Origin of the sequence: uncultured Brachyspira sp. (genome assembly GCF_944388875.1) — a bacterium.
In the GTDB taxonomy this organism is placed as follows: domain Bacteria; phylum Spirochaetota; class Brachyspiria; order Brachyspirales; family Brachyspiraceae; genus Brachyspira.
In genome coordinates this window covers 25,319-46,204 of sequence record NZ_CALXKQ010000005.1, presented here as the reverse complement: position 1 = coordinate 46,204, position 20,886 = coordinate 25,319, and the positions used below count along the sequence as shown (strand labels likewise).

Genomic DNA, 20,886 nt, shown 5'->3' with positions numbered 1-20,886 from the left:
TTTATTAATAAATTATATTTTATTTTTCTCTATGTATTATAGTAGCAGTACCTTGGTTTTCTGCCATAATAGTCATGCTTGATATTTGAACATGACTTTTGCGAGTTAATACATACTCTATATTATCGGCTATATCTTCAGCATATAAAGGATTAAATCCTTTATACACATTATCTGCTTTTTCTTTATCACCCTTAAATCTTACAGTAGAAAATTCTGTATTAACGGCACCAGGCTTAATATTTGTTACTTTTACAGGTTTATCTATTAATTCAACTCTTATACTATCTCCAAACATCTCGACAAATGACTTTGTAGCACAATATATAGCTCCTCCGCTGTAACCTTCATCGGCAGCAGTAGATGATAAATTTACTATATGTCCATGTTTGCTTTTTATTATGAAAGGAAGAAGCATTCTAGTTAATACTGCAAAGCCTTCGCAATTAACTCTTATCATCTGTAAAACATCTTCCATACTATTATTAGAATATACATCTTTTCCTAAAGCTAATCCAGCATTATTTATAAGTATGTCAATATTTTTCCACTCATCTTCAAGATTGTTCACAGCATTAATTATTTCATCTGTTTTTGAATAGTCAATCTTTATTACTTTTACTTTTATATTATAATTTTTTTCAAATGATGATTTTAATTCATTAAGTTTTTCTATTCTTCTAGCAGTTAAAATTAGATTAACACCATTAGAAGCAAGCATTTTAGCAACAGCCTTTCCAATACCCGCACTAGCACCTGATACAAACGCTAATCTTCCGCTTATATTTTCTGTATACATTTATGACTCCCAATTTTTACTATAAATTTAATAATTATTTGCAGTATTATATATTTTGAATGCTATATTGCAATAGCATATAAAAAATATTTTTTATTAAACAAAAAGGGATATATTTTTATAAATATATCCCTTGTATTTTTATACATAGTAATGATTATTATTATTCATAAGTTCTAACCATGCCTGCAACATCCTGAGCTGTGTACTGCATTCCAACTTCATTTAGGTATTTAGAAACCAAAGCATCCATTTGACTTTTAAGTCCTTTAGAATACAATTCCATAACTACAGTACAGTTCTGCTGAGAATCCCATTTGCTTTCTACAACAGAAGCTCCTCTTATTCTTCCGCCCACTCTTTCCTGTATAACATATTCATCTATCATACCTTTTTCTGTGGAGCTTAATGATTCTACATAAGAACCTACTATCTTAGCTACTATTTTATTTTTTGCATCCAATTCAGCAGCCTGTTTAGAAGTTAATTCTCTTCTAAACTTATCAGTTGATTCTATATCAGCAGCAGGAGAACCCATTCCCATTACTCTAAATGTATCATCATTAATCCATCCTTCAGGGCTGCTTTTGCTTATTCCTGTTCCGCATGACATTATAAATAATGATAGTGCTAGGGCAGTAATATAGTATTTTATATGTTTTTTCATAAAACTCCTCCTTTCTCAAAACTATATTATTATATATATTATATATTATGAATATTATATTGCAATAGTAATTACAAATTAATATCTATAGTATAATATAAATATGCATTATTTATCGGATTATTTTAAATTTATTTATAAAAGATTATTATTTGCTATTACTCATAAGTTCTAACCATACCAGCAACATCCTGAGCCGTATACTGCATTCCAACTTCATTAAGATATTGAGAAACCAACTCATCCATCTTGTTTTTAAGACCTTTAGAATACAATTCCATAATAACAGTACAGTTTTGCTGATAATCCCATTTGCTTTCTATAACTGATAATCCTCTTACCCTTCCTGCGACTCTTTCCTGTATAACATATTCATCTATCATGCCTTTTTCAGTTGAACTTAATGATTCTATATAAGAGCCTACTATTTTGGCTGCTATTTTGTTTTTTCCGTCTAATTCAGCTGCCTGTTTAGCATTTACTTCTCTTCTGAATTTGTCTGATATATCTTTTGAAGGAGAACCCATACCCATTACTCTGAAAGTATCATTATTTATCCAGCCTTCTGGATTGTTTTTACTGATACCAGTTCCGCATGAAGTTATAAATAATAATGAAGAAATAAAGATTATAATTAATATTTTTTTTATCATAAGTATCTCCTATTTATTAAGATTATATGTATAATTAATCTTTAAATTATGTAAATTATATATTTTTAATATCATATTTCAATATGGTTTATTAGAATTTTTAAGATTATAATTGACATAAAATAAACATTATATATAATTATTAACTAATATTATCTTATTTAAAATCAAGGATCTAAAATGAAACTCAAACATACAATCAATTTTATTAAAAAACATACTGTAGCTGTTTTTGTAAAAGTTGAAAAAGAGGAACCTAAAGTATGTACATTCAATGAAGAATATATAAAGTTATTTAATAGTTTGGTGAAAGATAAATATTATACAACTTCTACTCCTTTTGCTTTCGCTTTTGCAAGCAATACTAGAGTTATTTTTATTACATATAAGGAAGTAAAAAATTATATGTATGAAACTTGGAAAAATGCGGGAGCTTCTTTAATAAAAATAATGAAAGATTTGCATATTGATGATATAGAAGTTGATATGGCTGAATTGTTTTCTGAAATAGCTTCTGAGGAATCTTATATACAGTTTTGTTTAGGAATTATACTTTCTTCATATAGTTTTGATAATTACCTAGGTGATAAAAGATTAAAAGAGCAGACTCCTATAAAAAATATTCTTTTGGTTTCTGAACATAAAAAAGATACTGAAAATGCAATAGCTAAGGCAAGTCAGATAGCAGATAATATATTCTGGGCTAGAGATATGATTAATGAACCAAGCAATGTTATAAACTCATTAACATTCGCAGACAGAGCTAAAAAGCAGGCTGAAAGCAGAAAAATTACAACAACGATATTAACAGAAAAAGAATTAAAATCTGCAAATATGAATGGAATATTAGGCGTTAATGCTGGAAGTAAGAATCCTCCTAGAGTATTTATAGCACAATATAAAAAAGCTAAAGCAAAAAGAAATATTTTATTGGTTGGAAAGGGAATAACTTTCGATACAGGCGGAATGTCATTAAAACCTGCTGATAGTATGCTTGGAATGAAGGACGATATGTCTGGAGCTGCTGCTGTATGCGGGGCATTATTTTTAATATCAGATATGGGATTGGATGCCAATGTTACTGTTATATGTCCTTTAACTGACAATAAAACAGGAAGCGGAGCAATAAATCCTGGAGATATATTAAAAATGCATAATGGCGTAACTGTAGAGGTTGTAAATACAGATGCTGAGGGAAGACTAATACTTGCTGATGCTTTATCTTATGGAATAAAAAAATATAATCCAGACTTTGTTATAGATATAGCTACTTTAACAGGTGCTTGCTCCATAGCTTTAGGTAAGCATGCCACAGGTTTAATGTCTAATGATAAAGCTTTGGCAAATGCTATAAAAGAAGCAGGCGATGATACTTATGAAAGAGTTTGGGAACTTCCTATGTTTGATGAGTATAAAGAACAAATCAAATCGGATATAGCAGATATAAAAAATACAGGCGGAAGAGAGGCTGGAACTATTACAGCAGCACAATTCTTATCATATTTTACAGAAGGTTCAAGATGGGCACATTTGGATATAGCATGCACATCATACAGTAATGCATCAAACAAATATATTACAAAAGGCGGTACAGGTGTTGGGGTTTATCTTCTTGCTAAAACAGTAGAAAAACTTGTTGATATAGATAAATTTTAATTAAATAACAAAATATATTTTAATTTTTTAAAAAATAATCATAGCATAATCAATTTGTTATGATTATTTTTTTATATTTTCCCAATTTAAGCTTTTTTCTCTATCTTTATCAGTTATATCCCTAATCACCTTGCAAGGATTTCCAAAAGCAACTACATTATCAGGTATATCTTTTACAACAACACTTCCAGCACCAATTACAGCACCGTTTCCTATTTTTACCCCGCCCAAAACAATAGTATTAGCACCAATCCATACATCATTCCCAATAGTTATAGGGTAAGCATATTCTATATAGCTGTTTCTTCTTTCTATATCTAAAGGATGACCTGCTGTATAAAAACCGCAGTTTGGTGCTATAAAAATATTATCTCCGAATTTCACATTTGCACAATCTAATATTACACAATTATGATTAACATAAAAGTTATTTCCTGTTTCTATATTAAATCCATAATCACAATAAAAAGGTGCTGTAATAAAAAAATCTTTTCCTATTTTACCGAATAACTTTCTTATAATATCTTCTCTTTCCTTTGACTGATTTGATTTTAAAAAATTATATTCAAGACATAAATCCTTAGCCTTGTTCCTCATTTTTTCTAAATCTTTATCTGAGCTGTAATACTCCATTCCTTTAATCATTTTTTCTAATTCTTTCATTTCTATTTGCCCTCCTAATAATAATTATAAAAATAAAAATTAGTTTTTCAAGTTTAAACTTGAAATTATTTATGTAAAATGTTATAATGAATGTTCAAATTAGATAAAAATGGGAGTGTATATGCCTTCAGGAAGAAAAAGACTTCGTCAAAAGATGGCTACGCATAAACGCAAAAAACGTTTACGCAAAAATAGGCATAAAAAGAAATAATATATTTTATATAACATTATACTCAATATAATGTTTTCATCTCTTGAATTTATAGTTATTTATTGGGAAAGAATATTATGGCAGTTAATGTAAATACTGTTATAGAAGTATGTGTGGGGCTTCATTGCTCTATGAATGGTGCTTATGCTCTTTTAGAGGCTATTCGTTCTCATTATGACTTAGAAATAGGCGTGCCGTCTTCCGATGGTATGCTGCTTAAAGAGATGGAATGTATGCATGATTGCCGTAATGCCGTGCCTGTACTTGTTAATGGTATGGAATGTACAAAATCGTCTTATAAAAGTATTATAAAGTATATAGAAGCTGTACATGTAAGAAAAAGATGAAAGAGTTTGTACTGCATACCCGAAATTGTATCAATAATATTAGTTTATACAAAGATCATTTTGGGGATTATTTGATAAATGAAGTGCTTGTTGAAAGCATATTGAAAGACCTTGAGAATTATCCTATATTTACTAGGGATATTTTTCAGAATTCTCTATATGAAATATTAATAAAAGATAATGGCAGCAAAAAAGAAGATAATATTTTAATAAATGCCTGTTCATTTGATTATTTAGTTTTTAAAGATAAGTTTTTAATAAAAAATAATCCTCATCTTATTTTAGACGGTTCAGTATTCATAGCTAAGATGCTTAATATAAGCAATTTAGATATAGTATTAAAAGATTATTATTTAGAAGAAAAAGATATATTATTAAAGGCTATTGCTGAATTTGAAGATGCAGATTTTAAATATAAAATAAATATTTCTATATATGATGAAGATTCATATTATAAAGATAAAAAAATCAGAATAACACCTTCATATTTAGAAAGCAAAAAATATGTATTTGATTTAGAAACTATAGCTCAATTTACATATTTAGCACATATAGGAGAACTGAGCGGTTCTTCTGATATAAAAGGAACATATATACTGTCTTTATCAGGAGATATTAAAGAACCAGATATATATGAATTTGAAATTGGCAGATCATTTAAGGATATAGTAAAAACTGCAGGAAATTTTGATAAAGATTACAGTATAAAGTGCGTATTTACAAATGGTTTTTTAAATCCTCCTATGGATATTGATACATTTTTAAAAATGAATTTAGACTATAGCTTTAATACAATTATTGGAAATGGCGGTATATGCTTTATAAGAGAGGACAGATGCATGATAAGGGTTGTATTAAAGATAGTTAAATTTGCCAAAAGTATATCATGCGGCAAATGCATGCCTTGTAATTATGGTTTTGATTTATGCGAGTATTATATCAATAGAATACTTTTAGGGAAATCTATTTTTAGTGATTATTCAAATTTAAAAGATACTGCTGCAATGATACATAATATGTCATCATGTTTATATATAAAATCTTTAGCTCATTGTATATTATCAACTATAGAAATGTTTAAAGATGAATTTCTTTATGCCGTAGAAAATAAGATAACTTTGTATAGTTTTATATAAAAAATCATTATTTTTGGGGATTTTATTATGATAATAAAATTTACTGCAGATGGAAAAACAGTTTCTGCCCAAAGAGGATATACTATATTACAGGCTTTATCATACGCCAATATAGATGTACCGCATTTATGTTCATACAAGATAAACAGCACTAATACTTTTGAAGAAAAAAATAATTTGCTTAGATGCAGATTATGTGTTGTTAAGGTAAAAAAAAAGAATGAGGAAAGCTATAGTTTAAAATATGCATGCAATGAGATAGTTGAAAACGGCATGAGCGTATTAAATAATAATGATGAGGATATAATAAAATACAGAACGGCATTATTAAATTCAATACTTTATATGCATAAGCCTATATGTGAAAGCTGCGATGCTGATTATATTTGCAGATTAAAAAAATATTTAGATATTTATAATATTTCTATAGAAGCATCAGAAAATGCATCTGCTGATAATATCAATATAGATGAAATAAAAAGTATTATATCAAATATAGGTTTGCCTGAATATATTAAGGCAGATTATGACAGATGTATCAGCTGCGGAATATGCGAAGATTATAAAACTATATGCGGTTATAGTTCTATGATAGCAGATTTTTGTCCTACTCATGTATTTTATGCAGTAAGACCTATAGACGATAAAATAAAAGATGATTTAAGCAAACCTAAAAGCATAAGAAGTTTTTGTATAGGATGCAATAGTTTATGCGATGCCGATTATATATATATTAATAACAGTATAAAGGATATTTCTTCTCCTTTTGGTAAAAAGTACGGATTATGCGATTACGGAAGAAAAATGGATTATTATTCAAATAATACATTTGAGCTTCCTTTAAATAATGGTATTCAGTGTAATTTTAAAGATGCTAAAGATATGTACCTAAAATTTATGGAGGATATAGATATTGATTCATGTTTGGGTATATATTCGAGCATGTATCCTATAGAGGATATTAAGGCTTTTGATGAATTGATTTATTCTAACGGTATACTTAATATTATTTGTAAAAAAAATAGAATGGCTACAAATTCTGAAGTTATAAGAGATAATTATACAAATATTAATGATTTTTCTATCAAAGAGTTAAAAAATAAGGATTATGATGCTAATATTAATGATGATAAATACAGTAAATATATAATACTAGGAGATGTTTTGGATGATAATAATGATGAAATAATATCTTTTTCCAAGAAGCATAAAGGAAATTATATAGTATTTAGTCCATGTTTTTCTGTATTGGCGTATAATGCATATTTAGCTTTTCCAATATCAGGTTTAGGAGAGTTTAGCGGACATTATATAGACAGGCATGGAAAGAAAAAAGAAATGCCTTCATTTTTGAAGATTAATAAAAATAGATTAAATTTAAGAGATTTGTTAAAATATTTGTATTTATAAAAATTTTGTTCTATACTATATACTAGAAGGTTTATGATATATTAGATTAATTTTATTGTGTTTTTATATAAAAGGAGATTCATTTATGGCAAGAACAAGGTCTGATATACTCCATAATGATAAAAATTACGATATCATTATTATAGGCGGAGGTGTTATAGGTGCTACAGTGGCATTAAAAACATCACGTGTAGGAATTTCAACACTTCTTTTAGAAAAACATGACTTTTCTTACGGTGCTTCTTCGCGTACTTCTAAGATGCTTACGGGCGGATTCAATGATATGAACAGCAGGAATATTATATCTACCGCTTTTAAAGTTAAAGAAAGAAATAATCTAATGTATAAAAGTTCTTTTGGTTCATTTGGAATTGTAAATCCTATATATGATCATGGAGGAAGCGGAATATTTAGAGAAGAAATTAAAGCTTCCTTATATGATGTATTATCATTATTCGGAAAAACCAAAAGGCATGTTTCTCACAGCAGAAATTCCACTTTAGAATGTCTGCCAGACTTAATTAATAATGATGTAATAGCTTCTATAGAGTATAACGAAGGTTTACTAGATGATTCTAGATATGTTATGGAAATACTTTTAAAGGCTGAGAGTTATGGTGCTGATATACTGAATTATGCAGAGGTAAAAGCATTTGAATATAATCAAAAAGAGATACAAAATGTTGTATTCAGTGATAATGTTACTAAAAAAATTTATACTGCTTCTGCTAAAACTATACTTATAGCTGCTGGAGCTTGGGGAAATAAGATTAGCTCTTTAGTTCCTAATGGATATTTTGAGAATAGGGTTTCTTATGTCAAAGGTACTCATTTAATTATTGACAGCGATGCTATTCATATTAATAAGGCAGTTGTGCTTCCTAAGATAAAATCAAGACCTAATGTTTTTTTAATGCGTTGGAAAAATACAACGATAATAGGTCCTACTATAAAAAAATATAATTCAGATTTGGACTGCATATATGCGGCAAGCGATGAGGCTGAGTATTTGCTTGATGTTTATAATACGTATTTTAGTTCTATAGTTAATAAAAATCATATAGTAACCACTCAGTCTGGTATGATGCCTGTAAATCCTTCAGATATAAGAATACATGCTCACCCTAATTATAGGTTATTTTTGGTTGAAGGCGGTAATTTTACAACTTCGTCTTTAGTTGCAGTTAAGACTTTAATAAAGATGTACGGAAAGCCTTATAAATGGTTCAGCAATCAAAAAATAATGACAAATAAATTAGAAAGGAACATTGAATGGGTGCTTAATGACGGCATTGTGAAATTTTTAATAGATTATTACGGCTCTGTTGATTTGGTGTTACGCCTTAATGATTTTTGCAAAAATGATTCTTCTTTACTTGTTGAAGTTGGTCTTGATTATAGAATCAATAGGGGGTTAATAAAGTATTTTGTAGAAGTTGAACATGCTGTTCATTTAGATGATATTATGATGAGAAGATTAAGATTTATATTGACTGAAAATGACTGCGGAACATTGATAGCTGAACATATTGCAGAAGAGATGGCTAATATTTTAGGCTGGAGTAAAGAAAGACTTGAATGGGAAATAAAAAGATACAGAACAGAAATAAAGAGGGCTAGAGTTTCACTATTTTAATATTATAAAAACTATAAAAGAGCAGAATTATAATCTCTGCTCTTTTTTATTATTTTATTATATTAATTCTTTAAAGCCTTTTAATATATTAAGACCAGTACTTCCGCTTTTTTCAGGGTGGAATTGTATGCCGTATACATTATCATTTTTTACTACAGCAGGTATATTTATTTCATATTCGCTGTCTGCTATTATGCTTTCTTCACAGTATTTTCCATAATATGAATGAACGAAATAAACGTATTCCATACTATTAATGTATTTGAATAATTTATCTTCTTTTTTGATATTTAAATTATTCCATCCCATATGAGGCACTTTTAGAGATTTATTTTTTAAATCCTTATCTATAGGACAAATGCTTCCTTTTATTAAACCAAGTCCGTTATATTCACCATATTCATAGCTTTTATCAAAAAACATCTGCATACCTAAACATATACCTAGAATTAATTTTCCATTTTTAGCTTCATCTATTATAGTGTTTTTAAGAACTCCGTTATTTCTTTTCTCTAATTTTTCTATGGCATCCCTGAAAGCTCCTACCCCAGGAAGTATAATTGAATCAGCATTTTTTATAATTTTTTCATCATCTGTAAGTTTGGTATTTATTCCAACATATTCAAGTGATGACATAAGTGAAAATAAATTTCCAACTCCGTAATCTATTATAGCTGTCATATTAATGTCCTAATTGTTAATTAAAATCTATTTAAGCTATTATACTGAAATAAAATATAAAAGTCAAAATCTATTAATTATTTTCAATCATTCCTTTTGTTGATAATACTTCATCCTTATATCTTTCATCTATTTCACAAGCCTGAGCCAAAGCACGTGCCACTCCTTTAAAAATAGATTCTATTATATGGTGAGTATTTTCTCCATGAAAAGTTTTTATATGCAAAGTTATATTCATAGAGTTTACAAAAGCAGTAAAAAATTCTTTTACAAGCTCCGTATCAAAATCTCCGACTTTTTCATGTTTTAAATCGCTTTCAAAAACTAAATGACTTCTGCCGCATATATCAACAGCAGCCAATGTTAAAGCCTCACACATAGGCATGCAGAAATTGCCGTATCTTTTTATACCTTTCATATCTCCTAAAGCCTCAGAAAAACATTTTCCCAAAACTATTCCCACATCCTCAACAGAATGATGATAATCCACCTCTATATCTCCAAAGCATTCCGTATTTAAATCGAATCTTCCATGTTTTGCAAATAAATCAAGCATGTGATTAAAAAAACCGATATGTGTATTATTCTCATATTTACCTGTTCCATCTATATTTAATTCAATTTTGATTTTTGTTTCTTTTGTATCTCTTTCAATATGTGAAGTTCTCATTTTATTTTAATCTCCTAAAATAATATTATTTATTATATAATATAATGATGCTTTAATTTTTTTTCAATATCTATATATAAAGTTTTATAGATTTGATATATAATTATTATATTAGGAGTTAATAATGGGAACTTTAGAAAATTTTAATGTACATGATTTAGGAAATTACAATTCAAGAATGACTAAGGAGCAGGTTAGGGATAAAGTTTATAAAGATAAAAATATTGAGATTGCTATAAAAGATGGTGTAGAAAATTATTTGGACTCTATAATGAAGCAGCTTTATCCTAGTACGGCATCTGCAGAATATGAATATTTAAGCGATTATACTCTTATTACAACAGAAATTTTTGAAGAAGGTTATGTTATTTCAGATGTTCATATAGATGTTAATATGATTATATATGATTATTCAAGTAAGGATGATAATAAAAAAGAGAGATATATTGCCTTAAATAATAATTATTTAATGGGACTTAATTTAAAATTTACATTAAGGAATATAGATGATGATATAGAAGATATTGAAGTTAGATACTTTAATATATACGGTTTTACAGATAATTTGAAAAATAATTAATAGCTGATAACTTATAAAAAATAAAGCTATCAGCTGTAATTTAAGATTTAGTTTTTTTCTTCAAAGCAAGTATTGAAATAAACTCAAAAGCTATATTGGCTGCTAAATAAGAAGTTATTTCAGAACTGTCATAACAAGGAGCAACTTCTACTACATCAAATCCCACATAATTAACATTTGATAAAGCTCTTATCATAGTTAAAGTTTCATAAGAAGTAAATCCTCCAACTTCAGGAGTTCCAGTACCTGGGGCATAAGCAGGATCAACAAAATCTATATCAAATGTTAAGAAAGTTTTATTATTTCTTACTCTGTTTAGTATTTCCTCATTTAATTTTTCAAATCCCATTTCTCTTACTTTATGTGCTGGTATGAGTTTTAAACCAAGTTCAGCGGCCTTTTTAAACTCATCAGGATCATACAAAGAACCTCTCATTCCTATTTGTATAGATTTATGAGGATCTATTAAATTTTCTTCTATAGCACGTCTAAAAGGTGTTCCATGATTATATTTCTGTCCGAATACCAAATCATTTATATCAGCATGAGAATCAAAATGTATTAATGATACAGGACCATGTTTTTTAGCTATAGACCTTAATTCTGCCAAAGTAATGCAGTGATCTCCTCCGAGTGAAATAGGTATAACATCATTTTTCAATATTTCATCCATTTCGGATTCTATATTTTTATAAGTTTCTAAAATGTATCCAGGTATTATATTAATATCACCATAATCAGCACCATTTAATTCTTTTAAAACGTTAACTTCAAATATAACATTATTGGGCTTAATCATTGTTGATATTTGCCTTATAGCACTAGGACCGAATCTTGCTCCTGTTCTGTATGAGCATGCAGTATCAAAAGGTATGCCTATTATAGCAAAATCTAAACTGCTTAAATCAGAAGCTTTAGGAAGTCTCATAAAGTTTCCTGTATTGCAGAATCTAGGAGAACTTAATGCACTTAATGGTTTATTTTCCATAAAAACGTCCTTAAAATGAAAGTAATTATAGAAATAAAATTATATTATAAAATATATTTTGTCAATTATATATTTATAGATATAAATCGGCATGCTCTTTCTGCGGCATCTTCTATTAAAAGTTTAGAATTTTTTATAGCTTCTTCCAATGGCATAGCTCTTTTTAAAGCAGGCATAATTGAAGCAATACCCATATTATAAACAGCTTCAGCACCGTCCCTTATATCTCCTACTATAGCAATTACTGGTATTCCATTGGCTCTTCTGGCAACACCTACAGGAACTTTTCCTTTTTTAGTTTGTCCGTCAATAGCACCCTCTCCAGTTATAATAAGAGAAGCATCTTTTATTTGATCCTCAAAATCTATAATATCAAGTACAGCATCTATACCGCTTTTTAACTCAGCATTGCAGAAAGCTAAAAGTCCGCCTCCAAGTCCTCCTGCAGCACCTGCCCCTTCTATATAATCTATTTCTTTACCATATTTTTCTTTTACAACTCTAGCTATATTTTTAAGACCATTATCAAGTATATCAAAACTCGCTTCAGTAACTCCTTTTTGCTTGCCATATATTGCAGTAGCTCCGTTTTCTCCGTAAAGAGGATTTTTAACATCGCATGCAGCACTTATTTTTATATCAAATATTCTTTTATCTACATTGCTGTCATCTATAGCAGAAACTTTTATCATATTTTCAGCAATAGCATCAAGTTCATTGTTATCCTTATCTAAAAATCTATAGCCCAAAGCATTAGCCATTCCGATTCCGCAGTCATTAGTGGCACTTCCGCCTATTCCTATTAATATTTCTTTTATATTATTATTAATAGCATCCTTTATAAGCTCACCAGTACCATAAGTAGAATATTTTAAAGGTTCTCTGTTTTTATCATCAACCAAAGTAATACCTGATGCTTCAGCCATTTCTATAACAGCCTTATCTTTATTAATAATACCATATTTAGCTTCTACAATTTTTCCTTCAGGATTTTTTACTTTTATTTTTCTTATATTTCCTCCTGCAGCATAAAGTATTGAGTCAACTGTGCCTTCACCTCCGTCTGCAACAGGTATTTTTTTTATATTGGCATCATTAAACACCTTTAATATACCTCTTTCTATACAATCGCAAACTTCCATGCTGCTTGCACTTCCTTTAAATGAATCTGGTATTATTATTATCTTTTTCATTATATTTCCTCTTAATTATAATTAATAATCACTATTATTTTATCATAAGTTTTATTTTTTCATAATATTAGAATAAAATTTATTATAAATAGACTTGTTTCATACTAATTAAGATATCATAATTATGAAACAAGTCTTATTAAACTTCAATATTAATTAAGTTATAGGTGCAGGATTAAATATACACATATCATTAGAAAGATGATATTTTTCAGCAAATGTCTTCTTTGTTCCGCTTGCCACATCTATTATTTCATTAAACAGCTTCTCTCCAACTTCTTTTATATCAGCATCTCCAGTAACAATATCTCCAGCACTAAAATCTATTAAGTCGCTCCACATATCTCTCAAATCATTTCTTGAAGATACTTTTATAACAGGAGCTTCAGCCAATCCGTATGGAGTACCTCTTCCAGTCATAAATACCTGTAATGTAATTCCAGAAGCCAACTGAGAAGGACCGCATACTATATCGCTTGAAGGAGTAGCAGCGTATATTAAACCATGCTTGGTAGGAACTTCACCAGGAGAAAGAACTTCAATTATAGGAGCAGTTCCAGATTTAGCAATAGAACCTATAGCCTTTTCAACAATATTTGCAAGCCCTCCCTTTTTATTTCCTGGTGTTGGGTTTGCACTTCTATCTGCTTCTCCAACAGATAAATATTCATCATACCATTTCATCTCTGAAGCTAATTTTTTTCCTACCTCATCATTTATACATCTTTCCGCCAATATATGAACACCATCTCTTGCTTCTGTAACTTCTGAAAACATAACAGTAGCACCTCCAGATACAAGCATATCCGAAGCATAACCTGCTGAAGGATTAGCACTTATTCCAGAAAAAGCATCACTTCCCCCGCATTGCATACCTATGCAAAGTTTAGATAAAGGCAAAGATGTTCGCTTTCTTTGATTTAATCTATCAAGTTTCTTTTCTGCCATTTCCATAATAGAGTTCATCATACTATGAAAACCTTTTTTATCCTGAAGTATAATAACATTATCATCATTTATCAATTTTTCATCTAATAACTTATCTACAGTAAGCTTTTCACAGCCTAATCCTATTACCATAACTTCAGAACCAAAATTAGGATTTTTTACTAAATTTCTTAAAGATCTTATAGGAATATCTGAGTTTTTGGCATTTATTGCTACACCGCATCCATAAGCATGATTAATAGCTACAACATCATCAACATTTTTATACTTAGGAAGAAGTTTCTCTTTAATCTCTTTCAAAGCAGCATTCAATACTCCAGCAACGCACTGCACTGTAGTACTTATAGCAAGTATATTCCTAGTACCTGCGAATCTGTCATCACCATTATCATAACCATAAAATGTAGTTCTTGAAGGCTTAGGCAATTGAGTAATAATATTTTTGGCAAATACTAAATCATCTAATTTAGGTGCAGAAGGAAGCCTCAATATATGTTCATTTACCCAATCACCTTTATTTATGTCTTTTAAAGCATAGCCAATACAAATACCATATCTTATAATAGGCTCATCTTTTTTTATATCTCTCAAAGCTATTTTATGGGACTGAGGTATATCATCGTTAATCTTAAAGCCGTCATCTATATAAGAATCTTTTTTCAAATCCTTAATTGCTACAACTACATTATCATTTTCATTAATTTTTATAAAAGACTTTTTCATTATCGCCCTCTTTTAATAAATCAATTTAATAATAATTATTTTATTAATCCTGCTTCTCTTAATACAGCTCTTAATTTTTCTATCTCATCATCTTTAAGTCTTTGTATAGGGTCTAAACATTTTCCAACATTTATTCCTTGCTGTACAAGACCTTCTTTTATAACAGCAGGGAAAGTACCCATATTGCTTATTATTCTGATAGGAGCAAGAGCAAACTGAGCATCCAAAGAGCCTTTTAAATCTCCTGCCATAAACTTATCATATATATCAGCAGTTAGTCTAGGAGCAACATTAGCACATGAAGCTATAGCACCTTTAGCTCCGCAGCATAATCCAGCATATATTAAAGTATCTCTTCCTAAAAGAACACTGAAATTCTCATTATCTCTAGTTAAACGTATATATTCTGTTGTATTAGTCATATCCCCAGTACTATCTTTTACACCTACTATATTTTCTATTTTAGCAAGTTTAACAACTGTACTAGGCTCTATAGTAATATTGGTTTTAGGTTTATTATTATACATTACTATAGGCAATGAAGAATGAGAAGCTATAGTTTTATAATGCTGATATAATTCATCTTGTGTTTGAGATATAAACATAGGTGTTAGTACAGAAATGGCATCCATACCTACATCTTCACATATTTTTAATAATCTTAAAGCACCCCTTGTAGATATGCTATTAACCCCGCCGTAAACAGGTACTCTTCCAGCCGCTGCTTTTTTTACAGTTTCCAAAACTTTTCTATATTCTTCTTCATCAACAGCATAAAACTCTCCTGTAGTTCCCATAGGGAATAGACCATGAACACCTTCTTTTATTAAGTGATCAGATAATTCTTCTAAAACTTTATAATTAATATTTCCATTATCGTCTATAGGAGTTACTATAGGCGGAATAATTCCTTTTGGTTCAAAACTCATAATTATATCCTCCGAATAATTTTTTATTTAACAAATATCTGCATTATGAATAATACTGCCAAAGCTAATATTGACATTATCATAGATACAGCAAATTTACACATAACTTGATCTTTTAATTCATTTATACCAAACATACCATTAAATACCCAGAAACCGCTGTCATTAAAATATGAGAAAGATATAGCACCAGCACAGCAAGCCTGAGCCAATAGTATAGGAGAAGCTCCTAAACTAGACATTAAAGGTGCTGTTAGAGTAGCTGCAGTTGTAATTGCAACGGTTGCAGATCCTAAAGCTATTCTCATTAATGCTGCTATTACAAAAGGTATTAATAAAGCAGGTATTGGCATATTAACTACAGCATCTCCCAATACATCTCCTAATCCGCTTACTTTTATTACATTACCTAAACATCCGCCTGCTCCTGTAATAAGCATTATCATACCAGTGGATTTTACTGAATCTTCCAAAACTTTTAATACATCTTTTTTACTGTATTTAAAAGCAAGCCCATAAATAGCTATAAGAGTTCCTATCATCAAAGCTACTATAGGACTTCCTAAAAAATCTATAATACTATTTAAAACACCTGCTTCTATATTTGCTACATCAAAGATAGTTTTAGCAAAAATTAATATTAAAGGCACTACTATAGGAGCTAATGACATAATAAAAGGAGGTAATTGTTTAGTTCCCATTAGTTTTTCAAGTTCTGACATAGAACGTATATATTCTGCTTTGAATTCTTTTCTGTCAAATCCGCCTTGTTCATTTGGAACTTGATATATTTTTGTACCAAGCCATTTTGTATAAAATATAGCAGCAATAAGAGGAACAATAGATACTATAATACCTGTAAGTATCATAGCTCCCATATCTACATTAAGGAGTCCTGCTGCTGTAAGAGGTCCTGGTGTAGGCGGTATTAAAGAATGTGATAATTGAAGTCCAGCAGCCAATGAAAGTGCTAAACCTACAACTGATTTTCCAGTAACCTGCGACATACCCTTTAATAAAGGTGTAAAAATTAAAAGTGCTGAATCAGCAAATACTGGTATAGATACTATTAATCCTGTAATACCTAAAGCCCATTCTTCTTTTTTCTTTCCGATAAATTTTATAAATGTAAATGCAAGCCTTTCAGCTCCTCCTGATTTTTCTAATATACCTCCCATCATAACACCTAAACCTATAATGATTCCTGTGCTGGATAAAGTACTTCCAAAACCAGATTGTATAGCTGTTATTAATCCTGTTATTTTTTTGCCGTCGGCATTTGTCATATCAGTTATAGGCATGCCTCCTATTATACCTGTTATCATAGCTGCTATTAATAAAGCTATGAATGTATGTATTTTTGTGCACATTACCAAAAATATCATTATGCCTACACCTAGTATAAGACCTAATATCATTCTTGTTGCTTCATCCATATTAATACCTCTTTAATAATTTATTAGTTTTTTATTAATTAGTTTTTATCTTACTAAGCAAGGTTTTTTAGGGTTGAATTTCCAATTAGGAATTAAATACTGCATTCCTATAGAATCATCTCTAGCACCTAAGCATTTTTCTTTATATAGTTCATTTGCTTTTAATATTTGATCCATATCTGGTTCTATTCCTAAACCAGGTTTTTTAGGTATATTCACATATCCGTTTTCTATTTTTAAAGGTTCTTTTGTAAGTCTTTCTATACCTTCCTGCCATATCCAATGAGTATCTATAGCATTAATATTTCCAGGTACAGCAGCTGCAGTATGAGAGAACATAGCTAGAGAAATATCAAAGTGGTTGTTTGAATGCGATCCCCAAGTCAAGCCGAAATCATGGCAAAGCTGACCTACTCTTACAGAACCAGACATAGTCCAGAAATGAGGATCTGCCAAAGGAATGTCTACTGACTGAAGTATAATAGAGTGGCTCATCTCTCTCCAGTCTGTAGCTATCATATTAGTAGCTGTAGGAAGACCTGTTGCTTTTCTAAACTCTGCCATTATTTCTCTTGCTGAAAATACGCCTTCAGCTCCGCAGGGATCTTCACAGTATGTTAATATTCCATGCATATCTTTACATATTTCTATAGCTTCTTTTAAAAGCCATCCGCCGTTAGGGTCTAATGTAATTCTTGCATCAGGATATGCTTTTTTTAATGCTTTTATAGCTTTTATCTCTTCTTTGCCTTCTAAAACACCGCCTTTTAATTTGAAATCATTAAAGCCGTATAATTCCTTTGAGGCTTTAGCTAATTCTACTATAGCTTCAGGTGTAAGAGCTTCTTCATGTCTGATTTTATACCATTTGTTAGCAGCACTTTCATTATGATAATATTCTAAATCTGTTTTCTTTCTGTCGCCTACATAAAATAAGTAGCCTAACATTAATACTTTATCTCTTAATTGTCCGTTTCCCAAAAGAGAGGCAACAGGAACTCCTAATGTCTGACCTAATAAATCTAATAAAGGAGCTTCTACGGCTGTCATAACATGAACACCTGTTCTTAAATCAAATGTCTGTGCTCCTCTTACATCATTTTCATCTTTTAAAGAATTTTGTATTTTTATAAGAGTATTTTTATATTCTCCTATACGGCTTCCTTCAACTATTGATTTTATGCTTTCAAGTCCCTTAGTGATTTTTTCTCCGCCTGGAACTTCACCAACACCTATTTTACCTTCGCTGTCTTTTAGTATAACTACATTTCTTGTAAAATATGGAGCATGAGCACCGCTTAGGTTTAAAAGCATACTGTCTTTACCAGCTACAGGGTATATATCCATTTTTTCAATTTTTATATCAATACTCATAATATTTTATCCCCCTAAACTTTTTTATTTATTTTTTTAAAGAAACATTTGTTATTTTTTCATAGTATTTTAATATGGCACTATGGTCATCAGCAGCACAGCCGTCAGATTTTAAATACTGCATTATTTCCATAACTTGAGCAGTTAAAGGCGAATAAGAATTCACAGCATGAGAAGCATTTAAAGCATTATTTAAATCTTTTATATGAAGTTCAATTCTAAAACCAGGTTTAAAATTATATTCAAGCATCATAGGAGCTTTAGCATCCATTACTGTAGAACCAGCAAGTCCGCCTCTTATAGCTTTATAAACTAATTCAGGATCAGCACCTAATTTTTTAGCTAATATTAATGCTTCTGAAACAGCTGAAATATTGATGGCAACTACAACCTGATTAGCTAATTTAGCAACATTACCAGAACCTAAATCACCAACATAAACAACAGATGCAGCCATAGGTTTTATTAAACTTTCAACTTTATCAAATATTTCTTTTTTACCGCCAACCATAACAGATAAAGTTCCGTCTATAGCTTTAGGTTCTCCGCCAGATACTGGTGCATCTAAAAGTTCTATGCCTTTTTTAGCAAGTTCTGCCCCTATAGCTTTTGATTCTACTGGGTCTATTGAACTCATATCTATAACTATAGTTCCGTTTTTAGCTCCTTCTATAATTCCATTTTCAGCTAAACAAACTTCTCTAACTTGAGGTGAGTTTGGAAGCATAGTTATTATGATTTCGCATTCCTTAGCAACTTCAGAAGGATTATTAGCTGTTTTTGCTCCTTCTTTAGCAAGCTCATCCATAGATGCTTTTGATCTGTTATAGACAACAAGTTCATGTCCTGCTTTTATTAAATTTTTGCTCATAGGTTTTCCCATGATTCCTAGTCCTATAAATCCTATTTTCATTTTGTACTCCTTTTTTATTTATTTTTTTTATTTAATAATTATTTCATTTTGGCAGTTATCTGTTTTTAAAAATGCTAAAACATTATTTAATGAAGTTTCTATTTGATTTCTTACAGCCTCATCTGTAAAAAATCCAATATGCGGTGTTACAATAATATTAGGATGTCTTAAGAGTTTTGAGAAAATATCATCTTCTATGTATTTTTCTCTGTAATCGAATCTAAAATATTTATTTTCATTCTCATAAACATCCAATGCCATACCTGCTATTTTTCCGCTTTCTATGGCATTAAAAGCATCTTTAGTATTTAATATTTCACCTCTTGAAAGATTTACTATAAATACTCCGTCTTTCATTTTTGATATAGAATCAGAGTTAATTAAATATTTAGTTTCTTTTAATAATGGAACATGATAAATTATCACATCGCTATTATTGTATAATTCATCTAATGATACATATTGAGCTATTGATTTTAATTCATCTTTTTCAAATGCATCGTTTATAAATATTTTTTTGGGAGAAAATCCGCTTAAAGTTTTTACAGTAAGAGAGCCTATCTTTCCTGCACCTACAACACCTATAACCTGATTTCTTATTTCTTTTGCTAATAAATTTTTTATTGTGAAATCCTGATTTTGAACTCTCAATATGTATTTGTTATAATTTCTAAGTAAAGAAAGAACACATAAAACAGCGTACTCACTTACAGAATTAGGAGAATAGCTTGGAACATTAGCAAATCTTATACCAAATTCTTTTGCCGATTTCAAATCTATATTGTCAGTACCAGCAGATTTTGTTGCAGCAAATTTTATATTAAAATCATGCATACATTCTATTACGTTTCTATTTACATTTCCTGAGCCTGTAAATATTACAGCATCAAATCCTTTTGAAGCATTAATACTATTTTCATTTAAATGATCTGTTACCAGTTTTATTTCTAAATTTAATTTGGAAGAAATTGAATTAAATATTTCTATTTCTTCTTCACGAACGGAATAAGCTATTATTTTCATTTTTATGTCCATTAAAAAATCTTAATTTTATAATTTTAATTATATTCAAATCGGACATATTATCTTTATACATTGTATATAATAATTGAAGTGTTTTTTGTATGATATATACAAATTAAGATAAAATTACATAATAATAATATGTATTTTTCTTTTTTATTATAATGACTGGTTATATTTTATAAGGAATGTCTATATATAAAATCGATTATAAGGAACAATTATTATGTCTATTGATATAAAAATAGCA

The 20,886-nt window shown here is 29.5% G+C and carries 21 protein-coding genes; 7 read left to right on the top strand and 14 right to left on the bottom strand.

The genetic code is table 11. The annotated features are described in order from the left end of the window. Nucleotides 1-19: 19 nt before the first annotated feature. From Q0J69_RS05465 to Q0J69_RS05455, 3 genes are all read right to left on the bottom strand, one after another. Entirely contained in the window at nt 20-799 is a 780-nt protein-coding gene (locus Q0J69_RS05465; RefSeq protein WP_297204960.1) for an SDR family NAD(P)-dependent oxidoreductase, read from the bottom strand. 163 nt (nt 800-962) lie between these two features. After that, nucleotides 963-1,466, bottom strand: a complete 504-nt coding sequence (locus Q0J69_RS05460; protein ID WP_297204959.1) for a hypothetical protein — start codon at nt 1,464-1,466, stop codon at nt 963-965. A 158-nt stretch (nt 1,467-1,624) separates the two neighbouring features. Next, nucleotides 1,625-2,119, bottom strand: a complete 495-nt coding sequence (locus Q0J69_RS05455) for a hypothetical protein (protein ID WP_297204956.1) — start codon at nt 2,117-2,119, stop codon at nt 1,625-1,627. Nucleotides 2,120-2,299: 180 nt separating this feature from the next. Between Q0J69_RS05455 and Q0J69_RS05450 the strand changes: the two genes are divergently transcribed. Continuing rightward, the gene (locus tag Q0J69_RS05450; RefSeq protein ID WP_297204955.1) at nt 2,300-3,775 is read left to right on the top strand and encodes a leucyl aminopeptidase; all 1,476 of its coding nucleotides are present in this window, start codon (nt 2,300-2,302) and stop codon (nt 3,773-3,775) included. Between the two features lie 63 nt (nt 3,776-3,838). On the opposite strand, the gene Q0J69_RS05445 is transcribed toward Q0J69_RS05450, so the two are convergent. Further along, nucleotides 3,839-4,438 carry a sugar O-acetyltransferase gene (locus Q0J69_RS05445; RefSeq protein ID WP_297204953.1) on the bottom strand — a complete coding sequence of 200 codons (600 nt, stop codon included), beginning with the start codon at nt 4,436-4,438 and terminating at the stop codon, nt 3,839-3,841. 121 nt (nt 4,439-4,559) lie between these two features. Here Q0J69_RS05445 and Q0J69_RS14215 point away from each other — a divergent pair, with 121 nt between their 5' ends. The 5 genes from Q0J69_RS14215 to Q0J69_RS05425 all read left to right on the top strand — a co-directional run bounded on the left by Q0J69_RS14215 (nt 4,560) and on the right by Q0J69_RS05425 (nt 9,178). After that, nucleotides 4,560-4,649 carry an AURKAIP1/COX24 domain-containing protein gene (locus tag Q0J69_RS14215; RefSeq protein ID WP_199745314.1) on the top strand — a complete coding sequence of 30 codons (90 nt, stop codon included), beginning with the start codon at nt 4,560-4,562 and terminating at the stop codon, nt 4,647-4,649. 77 nt (nt 4,650-4,726) lie between these two features. Beyond that, nucleotides 4,727-4,996, top strand: coding sequence for an NAD(P)H-dependent oxidoreductase subunit E (locus tag Q0J69_RS05440; RefSeq protein WP_297204951.1), 270 nt, complete (start codon nt 4,727-4,729; stop codon nt 4,994-4,996). Further along, the gene (locus Q0J69_RS05435; RefSeq protein ID WP_297204950.1) at nt 4,993-6,132 is read left to right on the top strand and encodes an NADH-ubiquinone oxidoreductase-F iron-sulfur binding region domain-containing protein; all 1,140 of its coding nucleotides are present in this window, start codon (nt 4,993-4,995) and stop codon (nt 6,130-6,132) included. Before Q0J69_RS05440 ends, Q0J69_RS05435 begins: the two co-directional genes overlap by 4 nt. 27 nt (nt 6,133-6,159) lie before the next feature. Beyond that, the gene (locus tag Q0J69_RS05430; protein WP_297204949.1) at nt 6,160-7,542 is read left to right on the top strand and encodes a 2Fe-2S iron-sulfur cluster-binding protein; all 1,383 of its coding nucleotides are present in this window, start codon (nt 6,160-6,162) and stop codon (nt 7,540-7,542) included. 85 nt (nt 7,543-7,627) lie between these two features. Continuing rightward, entirely contained in the window at nt 7,628-9,178 is a 1,551-nt protein-coding gene (locus tag Q0J69_RS05425) for an FAD-dependent oxidoreductase (protein WP_297204948.1), read from the top strand. A 57-nt stretch (nt 9,179-9,235) separates the two neighbouring features. On the opposite strand, the gene hisH is transcribed toward Q0J69_RS05425, so the two are convergent. Together hisH and hisB are read right to left on the bottom strand one after the other, a co-directional pair. Next, nucleotides 9,236-9,859, bottom strand: a complete 624-nt coding sequence (gene hisH / locus Q0J69_RS05420; protein ID WP_297204947.1) for an imidazole glycerol phosphate synthase subunit HisH — start codon at nt 9,857-9,859, stop codon at nt 9,236-9,238. A gap of 73 nt (nt 9,860-9,932) precedes the next feature. Continuing rightward, complete coding sequence (hisB, locus tag Q0J69_RS05415) at nt 9,933-10,529, bottom strand: imidazoleglycerol-phosphate dehydratase HisB (protein ID WP_297204946.1); 597 nt, start codon at nt 10,527-10,529, stop codon at nt 9,933-9,935. Nucleotides 10,530-10,653: 124 nt separating this feature from the next. Here hisB and Q0J69_RS05410 point away from each other — a divergent pair, with 124 nt between their 5' ends. After that, complete coding sequence (locus Q0J69_RS05410) at nt 10,654-11,109, top strand: hypothetical protein (protein ID WP_297204945.1); 456 nt, start codon at nt 10,654-10,656, stop codon at nt 11,107-11,109. Between the two features lie 40 nt (nt 11,110-11,149). On the opposite strand, the gene speB is transcribed toward Q0J69_RS05410, so the two are convergent. The 8 genes from speB to Q0J69_RS05370 form a co-directional block, all read right to left on the bottom strand. Continuing rightward, nucleotides 11,150-12,097: an agmatinase gene (gene speB / locus Q0J69_RS05405; protein ID WP_297204944.1), complete on the bottom strand. Its 948-nt coding sequence runs from the start codon at nt 12,095-12,097 to the stop codon at nt 11,150-11,152. Between the two features lie 65 nt (nt 12,098-12,162). Next, complete coding sequence (locus Q0J69_RS05400) at nt 12,163-13,290, bottom strand: glycerate kinase (protein WP_297204942.1); 1,128 nt, start codon at nt 13,288-13,290, stop codon at nt 12,163-12,165. 156 nt (nt 13,291-13,446) lie between these two features. Next, complete coding sequence (gene garD / locus Q0J69_RS05395; RefSeq protein WP_297204940.1) at nt 13,447-14,961, bottom strand: galactarate dehydratase; 1,515 nt, start codon at nt 14,959-14,961, stop codon at nt 13,447-13,449. Nucleotides 14,962-14,996: 35 nt separating this feature from the next. Continuing rightward, on the bottom strand, nt 14,997-15,890 hold the full coding sequence (gene dapA, locus Q0J69_RS05390) for a 4-hydroxy-tetrahydrodipicolinate synthase (protein ID WP_297204938.1): 894 nt from the start codon (nt 15,888-15,890) through the stop codon (nt 14,997-14,999). Nucleotides 15,891-15,913: 23 nt separating this feature from the next. Next, the gene (locus Q0J69_RS05385) at nt 15,914-17,326 is read right to left on the bottom strand and encodes a gluconate:H+ symporter (RefSeq protein WP_297204937.1); all 1,413 of its coding nucleotides are present in this window, start codon (nt 17,324-17,326) and stop codon (nt 15,914-15,916) included. 45 nt (nt 17,327-17,371) lie between these two features. Continuing rightward, nucleotides 17,372-18,700, bottom strand: a complete 1,329-nt coding sequence (locus Q0J69_RS05380) for an enolase C-terminal domain-like protein (protein WP_297204935.1) — start codon at nt 18,698-18,700, stop codon at nt 17,372-17,374. A 28-nt stretch (nt 18,701-18,728) separates the two neighbouring features. Beyond that, nucleotides 18,729-19,613: a 2-hydroxy-3-oxopropionate reductase gene (gene garR / locus Q0J69_RS05375; RefSeq protein ID WP_297204933.1), complete on the bottom strand. Its 885-nt coding sequence runs from the start codon at nt 19,611-19,613 to the stop codon at nt 18,729-18,731. A gap of 27 nt (nt 19,614-19,640) precedes the next feature. Further along, nucleotides 19,641-20,636 carry an NAD(P)-dependent oxidoreductase gene (locus Q0J69_RS05370; protein WP_297204932.1) on the bottom strand — a complete coding sequence of 332 codons (996 nt, stop codon included), beginning with the start codon at nt 20,634-20,636 and terminating at the stop codon, nt 19,641-19,643. Nucleotides 20,637-20,886: the final 250 nt, after the last annotated feature.

Excerpts from the sequence above, each read along its gene's own strand:
- Q0J69_RS05465 (WP_297204960.1), bottom strand. The coding sequence starts at position 799 with ATGTATACAGAAAATATAAGCGGAAGATTAGCGTTTGTATCAGGTGCT.
- Q0J69_RS05460 (WP_297204959.1), bottom strand. The coding sequence starts at position 1,466 with ATGAAAAAACATATAAAATACTATATTACTGCCCTAGCACTATCATTA.
- Q0J69_RS05455 (WP_297204956.1), bottom strand. The coding sequence starts at position 2,119 with ATGATAAAAAAAATATTAATTATAATCTTTATTTCTTCATTATTATTT.
- Q0J69_RS05450 (WP_297204955.1), top strand. The coding sequence starts at position 2,300 with ATGAAACTCAAACATACAATCAATTTTATTAAAAAACATACTGTAGCT.
- Q0J69_RS05445 (WP_297204953.1), bottom strand. The coding sequence starts at position 4,438 with ATGAAAGAATTAGAAAAAATGATTAAAGGAATGGAGTATTACAGCTCA.
- Q0J69_RS14215 (WP_199745314.1), top strand. The coding sequence starts at position 4,560 with ATGCCTTCAGGAAGAAAAAGACTTCGTCAAAAGATGGCTACGCATAAA.
- Q0J69_RS05440 (WP_297204951.1), top strand. The coding sequence starts at position 4,727 with ATGGCAGTTAATGTAAATACTGTTATAGAAGTATGTGTGGGGCTTCAT.
- Q0J69_RS05435 (WP_297204950.1), top strand. The coding sequence starts at position 4,993 with ATGAAAGAGTTTGTACTGCATACCCGAAATTGTATCAATAATATTAGT.
- Q0J69_RS05430 (WP_297204949.1), top strand. The coding sequence starts at position 6,160 with ATGATAATAAAATTTACTGCAGATGGAAAAACAGTTTCTGCCCAAAGA.
- Q0J69_RS05425 (WP_297204948.1), top strand. The coding sequence starts at position 7,628 with ATGGCAAGAACAAGGTCTGATATACTCCATAATGATAAAAATTACGAT.
- hisH (WP_297204947.1), bottom strand. The coding sequence starts at position 9,859 with ATGACAGCTATAATAGATTACGGAGTTGGAAATTTATTTTCACTTATG.
- hisB (WP_297204946.1), bottom strand. The coding sequence starts at position 10,529 with ATGAGAACTTCACATATTGAAAGAGATACAAAAGAAACAAAAATCAAA.
- Q0J69_RS05410 (WP_297204945.1), top strand. The coding sequence starts at position 10,654 with ATGGGAACTTTAGAAAATTTTAATGTACATGATTTAGGAAATTACAAT.
- speB (WP_297204944.1), bottom strand. The coding sequence starts at position 12,097 with ATGGAAAATAAACCATTAAGTGCATTAAGTTCTCCTAGATTCTGCAAT.
- Q0J69_RS05400 (WP_297204942.1), bottom strand. The coding sequence starts at position 13,290 with ATGAAAAAGATAATAATAATACCAGATTCATTTAAAGGAAGTGCAAGC.
- garD (WP_297204940.1), bottom strand. The coding sequence starts at position 14,961 with ATGAAAAAGTCTTTTATAAAAATTAATGAAAATGATAATGTAGTTGTA.
- dapA (WP_297204938.1), bottom strand. The coding sequence starts at position 15,890 with ATGAGTTTTGAACCAAAAGGAATTATTCCGCCTATAGTAACTCCTATA.
- Q0J69_RS05385 (WP_297204937.1), bottom strand. The coding sequence starts at position 17,326 with ATGGATGAAGCAACAAGAATGATATTAGGTCTTATACTAGGTGTAGGC.
- Q0J69_RS05380 (WP_297204935.1), bottom strand. The coding sequence starts at position 18,700 with ATGAGTATTGATATAAAAATTGAAAAAATGGATATATACCCTGTAGCT.
- garR (WP_297204933.1), bottom strand. The coding sequence starts at position 19,613 with ATGAAAATAGGATTTATAGGACTAGGAATCATGGGAAAACCTATGAGC.
- Q0J69_RS05370 (WP_297204932.1), bottom strand. The coding sequence starts at position 20,636 with ATGAAAATAATAGCTTATTCCGTTCGTGAAGAAGAAATAGAAATATTT.